The sequence below is a fragment of the Marinobacter sp. 1-4A genome, from assembly GCF_016597725.1.
Lineage (GTDB): Bacteria > Pseudomonadota > Gammaproteobacteria > Pseudomonadales > Oleiphilaceae > Marinobacter.
The window spans coordinates 501,635-515,086 of sequence record NZ_VCGY01000001.1 but is presented as its reverse complement, the minus strand read 5'-3'; the positions used below and the strand labels follow the sequence as shown (position 1 = coordinate 515,086).

At 54.5% G+C, this 13,452-nt stretch carries 8 protein-coding genes; 2 read left to right on the top strand and 6 right to left on the bottom strand.

Annotated features, from left to right (window positions below; all coding sequences use genetic code 11):
• The first annotated feature begins 82 nt into the window (after nt 1-82).
• Complete coding sequence (ccmI, locus tag FE845_RS02205) at nt 83-1,369, top strand: c-type cytochrome biogenesis protein CcmI (protein ID WP_200361540.1); 1,287 nt, start codon at nt 83-85, stop codon at nt 1,367-1,369.
• 91 nt (nt 1,370-1,460) lie between these two features.
• Here the strand turns inward: ccmI and FE845_RS02200 are convergent, their stop codons facing one another.
• The 6 genes from FE845_RS02200 to FE845_RS02175 are packed head-to-tail and all read right to left on the bottom strand — an operon-like array spanning nt 1,461 to nt 8,440.
• The gene (locus tag FE845_RS02200; protein WP_200361539.1) at nt 1,461-3,206 is read right to left on the bottom strand and encodes a BatD family protein; all 1,746 of its coding nucleotides are present in this window, start codon (nt 3,204-3,206) and stop codon (nt 1,461-1,463) included.
• A complete protein-coding gene (locus FE845_RS02195; RefSeq protein WP_200361538.1) occupies nt 3,200-5,032 on the bottom strand; it encodes a VWA domain-containing protein in 1,833 nt (610 codons plus the stop codon). The genes FE845_RS02200 and FE845_RS02195 overlap by 7 nt, the downstream gene beginning before the upstream one ends.
• Nucleotides 5,033-5,035: 3 nt before the next feature.
• Nucleotides 5,036-6,076, bottom strand: coding sequence for a vWA domain-containing protein (locus FE845_RS02190; RefSeq protein ID WP_200361537.1), 1,041 nt, complete (start codon nt 6,074-6,076; stop codon nt 5,036-5,038).
• The gene (locus tag FE845_RS02185) at nt 6,070-6,540 is read right to left on the bottom strand and encodes a DUF4381 domain-containing protein (protein ID WP_200361536.1); all 471 of its coding nucleotides are present in this window, start codon (nt 6,538-6,540) and stop codon (nt 6,070-6,072) included. Before FE845_RS02185 ends, FE845_RS02190 begins: the two co-directional genes overlap by 7 nt.
• A complete protein-coding gene (locus tag FE845_RS02180) occupies nt 6,537-7,469 on the bottom strand; it encodes a DUF58 domain-containing protein (protein WP_200361535.1) in 933 nt (310 codons plus the stop codon). The genes FE845_RS02185 and FE845_RS02180 overlap by 4 nt, the downstream gene beginning before the upstream one ends.
• A gap of 8 nt (nt 7,470-7,477) precedes the next feature.
• On the bottom strand, nt 7,478-8,440 hold the full coding sequence (locus FE845_RS02175) for an AAA family ATPase (RefSeq protein WP_200361534.1): 963 nt from the start codon (nt 8,438-8,440) through the stop codon (nt 7,478-7,480).
• A gap of 130 nt (nt 8,441-8,570) precedes the next feature.
• Between FE845_RS02175 and FE845_RS02170 the strand changes: the two genes are divergently transcribed.
• Nucleotides 8,571-13,439 carry an NAD-glutamate dehydrogenase gene (locus FE845_RS02170; protein WP_200361533.1) on the top strand — a complete coding sequence of 1,623 codons (4,869 nt, stop codon included), beginning with the start codon at nt 8,571-8,573 and terminating at the stop codon, nt 13,437-13,439.
• The last annotated feature ends 13 nt before the right edge of the window (nt 13,440-13,452 follow it).

The following is a 13,452-nucleotide window of genomic DNA, read 5'->3' as shown; positions in this document are numbered from 1 at the left end:
CTTGACCTTTACATAGTGCGAACCGCTGGCTTCGTAGACATGCGCACCGCTTTATTCATTTTGAACCTGTGATGATATTTCCATGACCCAAACTTTCTGGATTGCCGCAACGGTATTGATCATTCTTGCCTTGGCATTTGTACTTTACCCTGTGATGTTCCACCGTCACGCCTCCCGGGAGCAAACGGATCTCAGAAACCAGAACTTGGTGGCCTATCGCAGCCGAATGGCCGAACTGGAAAAAGAGCACCAAGCCGGAATTATTGATGAAGAAACCTACCGGCAGCTGAGAGACGAACTTGCGGGAGCCATGCTCGATGACGTCCCCGAGAACGAAGCACCAGTAAAGAGCATCCCCGGGCGTAAAGCTGCTATGGCCGTGGGCCTGATATCAATACTTTTGCTTCCTGCCGCCACGGTTCTGCTCTATGAGGAGTGGGGCGCGATGGACAGTGTGGAATCTTTTGTCGCTATGCAGGAGCTGGGCAGCTCAGACGAAGCCCGTGCAGCACAGATGAACCAGCTCACGGAGCAATTGCGTGCACGGCTGGAGGCCAGCCCTGATAATCCGGACGGCTGGGCTATGCTGGGCCAGACTTACATGCGCTTGAAACGCTATGACGACGCAGCTTGGGCGTTCCGGCAGCTGGCGGATAGTGTTAAATCCGATGACGGTTCCCGGGCTGTCGCTCTGGGGCTATCTGCGCAGGCGCAGTTTTTCCGCACTCAGGGCGCCATGACTGAGAAAGTAACCTCTACCATTGAAGAAGCGCTCGCGCTGAACCCCGATGAGGTCAACTCGCTGGGGCTGTTGGGCATTCATGCGTTCAGTCAAGGCAACTATCGCGAAGCGATCCAATACTGGGAGCGCATCCAAACGGTTGCGCCAGATCATCCGCAACTGGCTTCTATTCAGGGAGGTATACAAGAAGCCTACACCCGCCTTGGGGAACAGCCGCCGGCTGAACAACCCGCTTTTGCCGCTCCGGATGATAGTGCAGGCAACGTGGGGGTATCTGTGCGAGTGAGTTTGGATGACGCATTCAAACAAGATATCCCTGAAGACACTACGCTGTTTATCTTCGCCCGCGCGGCCAATGTGCAAAGTGGGCCGCCTTTGGCCGTTGTCCGTTTGACCGCGGGCGCCTTGCCCATTGATATTCGCCTGAACGATAGCCATGCAATGGCACCGCAAGCGGTGATATCCGGAGCAGAGCAGGTGGTTGTAACGGCTCGCGTCACGCTGTCAGGCAACATCAATGCACAACCGGGGGACTGGCAGGGTAGTACAGACTTACCTATTTCAGTGTCTGAAGATCAGGGTTCACCGGTAGAGCTCGTAATTGACCAGCAATTGACTGGCAACTGAACCGGAAGGGCTTGATGAGCCGCTGGCTGTGGGCTCATCAAGCCAAACCGGATCTACTGAACTCGTCAAGTTTGCTTTGCCAACCCGGCACTTACACGGAAAGGTTGCTGGGGTAGAGGGGTGGCAGGCCAGCTTCTGAAGACATTTTGAGTGTCTGTTTACGGGTTTGCCTGAGAGCACTTGTCAGGCTTGTTCCATCCCAACACTTGCTGCTGTTGTTTCTATCCGATGGACCCCGGCTGAACAAGTGCGCTTGCAAGGCGCTGAGCTCCAACTCCAAATCCGGAGCCGGAACTGCCCGAAACACATCCCCTGTGGAACCGAAGTTATGGCCGGGCCATCGTAAATTAGACCAGCGTACAAATAATCCGGGCGTAGTGGCATCGCCGTTTTTGGCTGCGCTCAACAACTGCTCAAACACGCCTTGTTCGTTCGTACTTTCCGAAGAAACCGTTTGATCTGAGCGATCACCAGCCATTTTTCGGCTACGCCACCAAGCCAGCATGGTAAGAACCCATACGCCTGCCAGTGCAAAACTGGTCCATTGCCAGAATCGACGACTACTTGGAACCGGATTGTTGCCCGAGGCTACTTCGCTACTGGTTGCAGACGGAGTGTTTTGGTCATTGCTTGCGGTCCCTGTGGCTGCAGCTGAGCCTTCCGAGGCGGTAACGTTAAGAGTCTGTGCCGGGATAATCGCAACTTTCTGACTGTCGGATTCCGTATCCCACCAAGGGATTCGAATGGCCGGGAGTGTCAGCTTACCGGCATTCACCGGAACTAGCGCGCTGGTTTGTGTGAGTGTGGACGTGATGCCATCCGGGCCTACATTCGTGTTGCGCTGAGGCTCCTCAGGGTAACTGCGAAGCCCGTCGGGCACCGAATCTGGCAATGGCGGCAGCGCTTCCGAAGGCAGACCTGTTGCTTGCAGGCTAAGGGTGCGGGTGAGATTGTCGCCGGTGTTCAGGTTCAAGGTCGCGGGCATTCCAGCCTCCGCAAGAGTGAGGCTGCTTGCCGGCAGCCAAGTTTTGCCGGTGAACTCTGCAGGCACCTCTTTTATTGGCACCTCAAACAAGTCTGCACTGTCTCTGAGAAAACGGAGTGAGCCGTCAGTATTTCTGGCTTGCCCTTCAAAGCGGATGGGAGGAAGGTTCAAAACGCCGGACTTTTGGGGAAACAAGGCATAACGCCGTTCCACAACCCGGTAGCGCACGCCATCGCGTTCAGTGGCAAATTCGCGTTGTTTGCCAAGAGTTTCAATGATGGCGTTTGGGTGTTGCGGGTCGGATAGTTCACCGCGAATAAGGTTGCCCCGGAAGAACAACCGAACTGTCAGGATCAGTTGCTCCTGTACATAGACCTCGGCTTTGTCGGTCGTCAACTCAATGAAGCTGTCTCGATTGCTACCAGACTGGTCCGGAGGGGTGCCGTCAACAACCTCAATGGTCACCGGTTTGGACACAGAATCCTTGAAGGTCAGGGCGGGGATGGTCAGCTTCCCGGTTGATTTTGGCGCAAGCTGGTAGGTCCAGGTTATTTCTCCCACCATCTCGCCATTTACAGTGGTAATGCTGTAGCGCTGGTTGCGGGCCAGTATTTCAAAGTCAGGTTCTACTTTCTCAATGTCCGGGGATGGCAGGCTCGATAAATCAAAGTCGAATAGGTTACTCAGATTGATATCAATCTTGGTACTGCCTTTGACGGTAAAGGTGAGTACCTCGCCTTCATAAAGACGGTTTCTGTCTGGTTCCGCTGTGAGTTCCCCGGCCTGTGCAGACAGCCCTAGCACCATAAAAATCGCCAGCCATATTGTTGGAATGATCAGCCGTTTTACCATGGTGTATCGCCCTCATCGGATGGTGTCTGGCGCTCCTGATACTGTTGCAGGAACTTGCGCTGTAAAAGCCCGCCCGGATTATCTGGTATCCGTCGCAGCGATTGCTCCTGACTCTGGGTCAGGGGTGTTTCAGATACGGGAACTGGGGCTTGTGCCTGAGTCTCTTCATTGCTGGGTTCGTCTCCCATGGCTTGAGCACTTGTCTCACCGCTTTTCTGGGTGTCGCCCGGCTCCTGCTCACCGGACTGTTCCTGTGTACCGTTTTGCTCTTGTGTTGGGTCGCCGTTCCGGGACTGTTCAGACTCCTGATCTGGGTTTTGAGATTGATCTTGGTTTTGGCCTTCATCGTCACTCTCGCCGTCACTCTGTCCATCACTCTCGCCGTCATTCTCACCTTCACTACCGCTATCATTCTGGCTTGGATCTGAAGAGTTCTCGTTGCCTTCGCCCTGGCTAGATTGCGCCTGTTGCTTGAGCAGGTCTTCCACAAGCTTTCGGTTTACACGGGCATCTTCCAAGTCTGGATCTTGGTCCAGAGCGCTGTCGTATGCTTTGATCGCCTCTTCCAGCTTTCCGGCACGGGCTAGGGCATTACCTCGGTTGTAGTCCGCGAGAGGTGTATTTGCTTTGGAGAACGCCTTGGCGGCTTCTTCATAGCGCTCTGCTTTGTAAAGTGCCGAGCCTCGCCATTCCGGGGATTTCAGGGTGTTCGCTGCGGCTTCAGGGTCTTCACGGATTAACTGTGGTGCTCGTTGGTCCTCTCGTTGCCAGAGACTGTCCCAATCCATTGCCGCAGCCGGTTGTGGTAAGGCTGGCATCAGTATCAACGCCAATGCGGTAAAGGCTCCCCGGCGCCAACCTAGGAGTAGCAACGGAAGTGCCAGCCATAACAGCCAATAGCCGTCGTCTTGCCAACGATTTATGGTGAGCCCGGTATCGGTGTCCTGCCACTCGTCCGATTCGATGGGGCTTAGATGTAAAGCGGCTATGTCGCTGTCGTCCAGTGTTAATTCATGGCTGGTGCCGCCACTGGCTCGGGCAAGCTCCGCGAGCTTATCCGGGTCGGTGCGGGTAATGACCACATTGCCGTTCTCCCTAATAAATCCGCGCCGAGCAAGCGGAATAGGGCCGCCACCCGGCGTGCCTGCGGCGAGCGTACTAAGGCTAAATCCGGTGCCCTTGAGTGTGTTTTGGATAGGCTCCTGATATTGGTCTGCAACGCCATCGGTGATTAACAGAATGCGGCCTTGCCCGGGAGCGCCTTGTTCCAGAAGCGCACGGGCTCTGCTAATAGCGAGGTCTGCGCGGTTGCCTTGAACCGGCATGATGACTGGCTCGAGTACGTTAAGCATGCCGGTTAGGGTGTTGCTATCGTCGGTTAGGGGTGCCACAACGTGTGCATCCCCGGAGTACACCACCAATCCGGTAAGGCTGCCTTCGCGCACAGCCAGAATATCGCGAATTTTGCGTTTCGCACGAGTAAGACGATCTGGCTCCAAATCCGTTGCTAACATGGACAGCGACAGGTCTAGCACGATTACCAAGCCGTCCCCCGGCTTTTTAAGAGGCGTTGGTGCCTCGCGCCAGGCTGGCCCCGCGAGAGCCACCGCCAGAATCACCACTGCGCTGATTGCGGGTACAAGTTTTGATCCGCGCTTATCAGCAGCTCCGCCATAACGGCGAATGACCGGCGACAAAAATCGCTCAGGAATGAATCCGGACCAACCACTGTCGCCGGAGCTTTTGTGTTTTAACACTCGGTAAAGCACCGGTATAAGGAGCAGTAATAGAAGCCAAAGCGGGCGCATGAAGTGGAAGTCAGCCATGATTTACGCTTCCCCCCGGTCGTCGGCCGATTTGCTGTCAGTGCTTTGACGCACCGGTGTTAGCCTGCCAGCCAAATGTCTGAACATAAAAATGCTCAGCCAGAGTGCCACGGCTATGCCTGCCGGCCAGAAGAACAGGTCGGTAATCGGACGGTAGGTTTTTCCATCCAGTTCAATGGGCTCAAGCTGGTTGATGGTTTCGTATATCAACTCCAGCTCTGGCAAGCTGCGGGCGCGGAAATACTCGCCGCCAGTTTGCTGCGCCATGCGTGTGAGTAGGTTTTCATCCAGATCTCTGGAGGGGTTTACCCGGCGGGAGCCCAGCAGACCACGACGAACCATAGAGTCGGCGCCAATGCCGATGGTGTAGAGGCGTACACTGGCCGCGGCTGCTATTTCCGTCGCTTTGTCTGGCGATATTTCGCCAGCGGTGTTGGCTCCGTCTGTAAGCAGCACTACCACACGTTGCTGTTGGGGCCTCTCTCTTAAACGCTTGGTGGCCAAACCGACCGCATCACCAATGGCCGTTGCCCGCCCAGCCATGCCAATCCCCGATTCCTGAAGGAGCGTCTCTAGGGTTTGGAGATCAAAGGTTAAAGGAGCCTGAACATAGGGTTCCGTACCGAATAGAATGAGGCCGAGTCGGTCCCCCTCTCTGCGCGCAATGAATTCGTTGAGTACTTTTTTTACAGCCTGCAAACGATTAATGCTACGACCCTGAAGGATCATGTCTTGCTCTTCCATACTTGGGGAAATATCCACCACTAGCATGAGGTCGCGCCCGGACACCGGCATTTGAACTTGCTCCCCAATATGCTGTGGCCGTGCCAACGCCAATACCAGCAAACACCAGGCGAGCAAGAGCAACAGCGTTTGCCAGCGCGGCACGCCATTGCCCTGTCGAGTTACGCCGGGCAAATCCGAAAGCCAATGCCCAACCGGGAAAACCGGAGCGTCTACGGTGTGGGCGGCTGGCTTTTTCCACTGCAGAAGTAGAGGCACCAAAATCAGCAACAGTAGCCAGGGGTAAGCGAGGCTCAGCATTTTTGTGCCTCCAGCCAGATTCGGGCGAATTCTATAGCCTGAGCTGGCTCAGCTGTTGGGTGGGGCTGCCAGACACTATTTACCAAAGCATCTACAACAGGTTGCTGTGCAATCCGCCCATTCGGGAGATGCCGTAATAGGCATGCGGCCCACTGCTCACCGGATAGTGCCTCCGGGTTTTCATCCGGGTAGCGCTCCCGTGCGGCACGTTTAAGCAGGCCATTGATTTGCGCAAACCATTGGGTCTCTTTGGCCGCTGAGTGCTCTAGGATAGCCAGTTCGGCTGTGGCCTGCCTAAGCCAGCGATTTTTGAGGCGACGACGGCGAAGCGCCCAAATCAGGATGGCGATGGCAACAAGCAGGGCAAAAGCGAGAACCCACCAACCCGGAGCTGGCGGCCAGAAACCTCCGGTTTGCGGCAGGTGTATATCCCTAAGTTCGCTCAGTGGGTCGTTGGGCATCATCCGATTCGCCCTCCCGGCCCGAGTATGGCTTTTAGGCTTACCGCTGGTGCTTCTTGGGTTGAAACGTTTGTGGCCCATATGCCGGACAAGCGAAAGCACTCTGCAAGCCTGGTCTCATGTTGGTCGATTTTTATCTGCCAGGCTTTTTGAAAGCTGGTATTCGAGGCATCAAACCATACCGGGCCTTCGCTGCCCGCAATGGCAAAGCGGCCGCTGTGCGGCAGTTGCTGTTCTAAAGGATCAACAACCCGTAGAGCGCTCACGCTATTGTGTCGCGCCAGAGCGCCAAGCAACGACGGCGTGTTCTCCGAGATATTCAAAAAGTCGCTGATCACAAAAATCCGGCTACCGGTGTGGGCAACGCGCCGGGCTTCTGCCAAAGCTGTGTCTAGCGTGGTTTCGGATGCGGAACTGTCTGGCGAACTGCGCTGTTGGCTGGCGAGGGTATCTAGCAGCCGGAGCACGGATTTCTTCCGCCGCGCCGGGCGTTGCACGCTTAGTGTGCTGCCATTAAATACAATGCCGCCCACCTGGTCTCCGGCAGAGAGCGCAAGCCAAGCCAAAATGGAGGCTAGCTGTGCGCAGCGCACCTGTTTGAAGGCTCCGGTACTGGCAAAAAAGAGCGTGGGGCCGAGATCGCAAAGTAGTAAGACCGGGCGTTCGCGTTCTTCTTCGTAAAGCTTGGTGTGAGGCGCTTGTCGTCGGGCAGTAACTCGCCAGTCAATGCTGCGGATGTCATCCCCCGGCTGGTACAAACGTACCTCCGCAAACGCCATACCTCGCCCGCGCTGTGAAGAATGCTGCAGCCCCGCCTGCCTTGCCCGTGCCGGTCGTGCCGAGGGCAGTTTCAGAGCGCGGGCATCCGCCTGCAGGCGAATGAGGGCCTGCAGGCTGACGCGGGTAGTTGCATCACTGGCACTTACGTCCATGGCCAGCCTCAGGCGCTCACAGGCACGCGCTCAATCAAGCGCTGTATTACCGTGTCGGCCGTTATACCTTCCGCCTCGGCTTCGAAGGTCAGAAGGATTCGGTGCCTGAGCACATCGAAGGCGACCGCACGCACATCATCTGGGGTTACATAATCCCGGCCGCTGAGCCATGCAATGGCACGGGCACAGCGGTCAAGGGCAATCGTGCCTCGTGGACTGGCACCAAATGCTGTCCAGCGCGCTAGTTCAGGGTCGAGAGTGCTCGGATCTCTGGTTGCCAGCACCAGTGCAAGCAGATATTGCTCAACCGACTCCGCCATATAAATATCGGCAGCTTGAGCACGAGCTTCGAAAACCTGATCGGCAGTCAGTCGAACTTCAGCCGCTGGCTGGCCTTGGCGATAGTCATTTCTGGCTAAGTGAAGAATGGCCTGCTCCGCCTGAGCCGAAGGGTAGCCGATCACCACGTGCATCAGAAACCGATCAAGCTGGGCTTCCGGCAGAGGGTAGGTGCCCTCCTGCTCTATGGGATTTTGGGTGGCCATTACCATGAACAAGCGATCAAGCGGGAAGGTGCGCATACCAACACTGACCTGGCGTTCGCCCATGGCCTCAAGTAAGGCAGACTGTACCTTGGCCGGAGCGCGGTTGATTTCATCCGCCAGAACCAGATTGTGGAAAATCGGCCCGCGCTGGAACTCGAAGAGCCCGGTTTCCGCCCGGTAAATTTCGCTGCCCGTAACGTCTGATGGCAACAAATCCGGGGTGAACTGAATGCGATGGAAATCACCCGTTAAGTGATCCGCAAGAGCCTTGATGGCAGTGGTTTTGGCAAGACCCGGGGCCCCTTCTACTAGCAGATGTCCATCAGCCAGCAAAGCAATGAGAAGGCGATCAACCAGCTTTTCTTGCCCTATGATCCTTTTGGCTAACTGTGCCCGTAGTTCACCGAACGTATGCTGTAACGACATAGGAAGTGATTGCTCTCGTGCGTAAGTAGTTGCCGCAGTTTTGGTGTCTGACCGGCAAAAATCAAGGGTTTGACTATGCTTATCTCACGATATCCCTATTACGTTTATTTCACACTAACTGAGGTCGCCCATGAATGCGCTGACAATGGCTAGCAAAGATCAGTTTTTCGAGCGTTTGGCTGATGAGTTTTCCAGAAAGATAGCCAAAGCCGAAGCCGGAAAAATCAGCGAATTTGCAAAACAGCATTACGCGCACATTCCGTTAGAAGAACTGGTAAGTCGGCGGTTTTCCGATACTTACGGTGCTGTATTGGCTGCTTGGCAATTTATGCAAAAGCGCACCAGTGAAGAAACGCCTGTATCCGTGTTTAACCCGGAGTTGGAAAGTGATGGCTGGCAATCTACCCACACGGTAGTGTTTATTCTGCACCCGAACATCCCTTTCCTGATTGACTCACTGCGAATAGCGATCAACCAGCAGGAAATCGGCACCCACTCTATCCAGCACTCCATACTGCAAGTAGAGCGCGATAAACAAGGCAAACTGAAAAAGCTGCTGCCTACCAAGAAAGGCCAGTCCGCTTCCTCCTATGAAGCGTTCATTGTTTTGGAAATAGATAAACACAGCAACCCTGAAGACCTTCGCCGTATTGAGCAGACACTGCAAACGGTGTTGCACGAAGTGCGAATTGCTGTAGCTGACTTCCCAGTAGTTACCGATAAAGTCAACGAAATTATCAAAGAGTTGGATGCGAACACTGTGGGTGCCGACAGTGCGCAAAAGGAAGAGGCGAAGGCGTTCCTCAGCTGGTTGGTGCGCGATCACTTTACCTTTCTTGGTTATGACGAGTACGACTTCGTAAAAGACAAAGCGGGATTAACCGCCTGTAGGGTTGAGAATTCAGAGCTGGGCATATTGCGGGTAAACAACGAACGCCCTGACCGGGTTCGCTTGGATGAGTTGCCACAGCGCACGCGTAACGAGATGACTCGTGCCGACGATGTTTTAATCTTTGCGAAATCTGCCCAGCGTTCAAGAGTCCACCGGCCAGCGTACCCTGACTACATAGCCGTTAAAAAATTCAACAAAAAGGGCGAAGTGGTTGGTGAACGACGGTTTTTGGGTCTGTACACCGCCCGTGCCTATAACGAGCGTCCTGATGAGATTCCGCTGCTCCGGCGCAAGTTTGAAAATGTAATTACCCGCTCCGGGTTTTTGCGTGAAGATTATGCCGGTAAGGAGCTGGAGCAGATTCTGACCCTCTACCCCCGGGATGAGCTGTTCCAAATAGAAGAGGGCGAGTTGCTGAAAGTCGCCAAAAATATCCTGTACATTCAGGAGCGGCGCCGCATTGAACTGTTCATGCGCGAAGATGTTTACGGTCAGTTTGTTACGTGCCTCGCTTTCTTTCCGAGAGATATCTACAACACCGAGCTACGTCTGAAGGTTGAAAAGGTGCTCATGGAAAGCCTTGAAGCCGAGGACATTGAGTTTGTTACTCATTTCTCGGAATCTGTGCTGGCTCGGGTTCAGTTCACCATTCGTGTGCCGCAAGTTGAAAACCGCACTCTGCCAATTGCGGAGATCAGGCAAAAAGTCATCGAGATGGCCCAGTCCTGGCGTGACGGCCTCTCAGGCGCGCTCACCGAGGCCTGTGGCGAAGAGCAGGGTAATGAGTTGTACCGGAACTGGGCTGGTGGTTTTCCGGCTAGCTATTCAGAAGCCTTCTCCCCGCGCCGCGCTGCTATCGATTTAGAACACATCTCCGCAGCGGCCGTTAACAACGACTTGAAGATGAGCTTTTACCGGGCGTTAGAGGAAGATGAGAGCACGCTGCATTTCAAACTGTTCTATCCTGATCAGCCGTTGCCGTTGTCTGACGTTATGCCCATCTTCGATAACCTAGGATTCCGGGTATTGGGCGAGCACCCATTTGAAGTTATCGATCGCAATAGTAAAACCGTGTGGATACACGATTTCACGCTCTACGCCCATGGCGGGACGGTCATTGATATCCACCGCATCCGGCCAATATTCGAAGAGCTGTTCCACCGGGTTTGGTACGGCGAAGCAGAAAATGACGCGTTTAACCGGATGCTCATAACCTCATATATGAGCTGGCGGGAAATTGCCCTGCTGCGTACCTATGCACGCTACATGCGCCAAATTCGCTTCTCCAACAGCCAAACATTTATTTCAAACACGCTGGTGAATCATGTTGATCTCACCCGAATCCTGCTTGAGTACTTTGACGTGCGGTTCAACCCGGACCGTTTTCAAAGCAAGGGTAAGTGTGAGGCTGCACAGCAAAAGCTAGAGATTGAGTTCAATGCCGGGCTGGAAGAGGTTTCCAACCTCAGTGAAGACCGTGTTTTGCGCCTTTACTTGGAGTTGATGCAGGCTACATTGCGCACCAACTATTACCAACTGGACGAGGCCGGTGGGCCAAAACCTTATATCAGCGTGAAGTTCGATCCTTCCAGCATTCCGGACATGCCGCTTCCGCTGCCTGTTTACGAAATCTTCGTGTATTCACCGCGAGTAGAGGGTGTTCACTTGCGCGGCGGCAAAGTTGCGCGAGGCGGTCTGCGTTGGTCTGATCGGTTTGAGGATTATCGAACGGAAGTATTGGGGCTGGTAAAAGCCCAGCAAGTTAAGAACGCGGTCATTGTGCCGGTGGGGGCTAAGGGTGGCTTTGTTGCCAAGCGGCTGCCGGATTCTTCTGATCGTGAAGCCTTCCAAGCGGAGGGTGTTGCGGCCTACAAAACGTTTATCCGTGGCTTGCTCGATATTACCGATAACTTGGTGGATGCTGGCATTCAGCCGCCTGACCGTGTTGTGCGCCATGATTCGGATGATCATTACTTGGTGGTTGCGGCAGACAAAGGCACAGCTACATTTTCTGATATTGCCAATGGTCTGGCTGCGGAATATGGCTTCTGGATGGGGGATGCTTTTGCCTCTGGTGGCAGTAACGGCTACGACCACAAGAAGATGGGTATCACCGCCTCCGGTGCTTGGGTGTCTGTTGAGCGACACTTCCGTGAAGTGGGTATCAATCCGGCGGTTGATGAGTTTACCGCCATTGGCATCGGCGACATGGCTGGTGATGTTTTTGGCAACGGGCTATTGAGCTCGGAGAAAACCAAGCTGGTAGCTGCGTTTAACCACATTCATATCTTTGTAGATCCGTCGCCAGATGCAGCCAAGAGTTACAAAGAACGCAAGCGGCTGTTCGAAATGCCCCGCTCAGCCTGGACAGACTACGACGAGAAGCTGATCTCCAAAGGCGGCGGTGTATTCAGCCGCAGCGCAAAGTCCATACCCGTTAGCCCGGAAATGAAGAAACTGCTCGGTATCAACTCGGATCGGGTGCCCCCGAACATGCTGATCTCCCATATCCTGAAGGCTAAGGTCGATTTGCTTTGGGTGGGTGGTATAGGCACCTACATTAAAAGCAGTAGTGAGTCGCACAGTGATGTGGGCGACAAGGCCAACGATGGTGTGCGGATCAACGGTGGAGATTTGCGCTGCACCATCGTCGGTGAGGGTGGAAATCTGGGTATGACCCAGCTTGGCCGCATCGAATACGCACTAAAAGGCGGGCGCCTGAATACCGACTTTATTGATAACTCCGGTGGTGTCGATTGCTCGGACCACGAAGTTAACATGAAGATTCTGCTCAACCGCAGCGTTGCCATGGGCGATCTAACCGCCAAGCAGCGGAACGTTATGCTGGAAGACATGACCAGCGATGTATCTGCGCTTGTGCTCAAGAACAACTATCGGCAAACCCAAGCAATCAGTATTGCCAATGAGGACGCAGCTGCTCGCCTTGAAGAATATCGCCGATTGATGAATACCTTTGAAAGCGAAGGCAAACTAAACCGGGCGCTGGAATTCCTGCCGGACGACGAAGCGCTGAACGAGCGCAAGTTGAACAAGCAGGGGCTTACCCGGCCAGAGCTGGCGGTCATGATTGCCTACGTGAAAGGTGATTTGAAGCAAATACTCATAGACAGCAGCTTGCCGGACATTCCAATACTTGCCCGGGAGATGTACAAGGTATTCCCCCGCGAGTTAACCCAGAAGTTTTCGAAAGAGCTTGGAGAACACCAGTTACGGCGGGAGATTATTGCCACGCAGATTGCAAACGATATGGTCAACCACATGGGTATTACCTTTGTGGAACGCCTGAGCCAGTCTACCGGCGCCGATGCGGCAACCATAGCCTTGGCGTGGTTGATCGCCAGAGACGTGTTCCGGATCGACTGCTGGTGGGACAAGATCGAAGATCTGGATTTCCACATTCCAGCCCAGTTGCAAATAGAGCTGATGGGCGACCTGATGCGCCTGATGCGCAGATCTGTGCAATGGTTACTACGTAACCGCCGCGCGGAGCTGAGCATTGAAGGGCACATGGAACGCTTTGCCGACAGTGTATGGGCCATAACGTCTGGCCTGCCAGACTACCTAGAGGGCCAAGCACGGGCAGAATGGGAAGAGCGCAACAAGGAATTGGAAAAAGCCGGGCTGCCTGCGGAGTTGGCCTCCGTATTGGCTGGTACAGGGTATCTCTACTCCTCGCTGGGTATAACAGAGGCCCAGAAGGCCACAGGTATGCCTCTGAAAACCGTCGCAAACCTTTACTACCAATTGGGTGACCTGCTTGATCTCAACTGGTTTGGCTCTACGATCGCGAGCCTCACGCCTGCTTCCCATTGGCAGGCGCTGGCAAGGGAGAGCTTCCGTGAAGATCTAGGTTGGCAACAAAGGGCACTAACCACAGGCGTGCTGAATTTAGCGGAAAAGCCAGAGGATTTGCCGGAGTGCGTAGAAAGCTGGAAACAACGGCATGAACACATGATCCAACGCTGGAAATCCATGCTGGTTGAGCTTAAAGGCGTAGGGGAGCCGGAATATGCGATGTTCTCGGTGGCACTGCGCGAGTTGCTGGATCTAGCGCAAAGCACGTTGCATCAGCCTCATAGCGAGTAGCCAGATGCGGCTT

What these genes read in the sequence shown, in the direction of transcription:
- ccmI (WP_200361540.1), top strand. Translation starts at nt 83, where the DNA reads ATGACCCAAACTTTCTGGATTGCCGCAACGGTATTGATCATTCTTGCC.
- FE845_RS02200 (WP_200361539.1), bottom strand. Translation starts at nt 3,206, where the DNA reads ATGGTAAAACGGCTGATCATTCCAACAATATGGCTGGCGATTTTTATG.
- FE845_RS02195 (WP_200361538.1), bottom strand. Translation starts at nt 5,032, where the DNA reads ATGGCTGACTTCCACTTCATGCGCCCGCTTTGGCTTCTATTACTGCTC.
- FE845_RS02190 (WP_200361537.1), bottom strand. Translation starts at nt 6,076, where the DNA reads ATGCTGAGCCTCGCTTACCCCTGGCTACTGTTGCTGATTTTGGTGCCT.
- FE845_RS02185 (WP_200361536.1), bottom strand. Translation starts at nt 6,540, where the DNA reads ATGATGCCCAACGACCCACTGAGCGAACTTAGGGATATACACCTGCCG.
- FE845_RS02180 (WP_200361535.1), bottom strand. Translation starts at nt 7,469, where the DNA reads ATGGACGTAAGTGCCAGTGATGCAACTACCCGCGTCAGCCTGCAGGCC.
- FE845_RS02175 (WP_200361534.1), bottom strand. Translation starts at nt 8,440, where the DNA reads ATGTCGTTACAGCATACGTTCGGTGAACTACGGGCACAGTTAGCCAAA.
- FE845_RS02170 (WP_200361533.1), top strand. Translation starts at nt 8,571, where the DNA reads ATGAATGCGCTGACAATGGCTAGCAAAGATCAGTTTTTCGAGCGTTTG.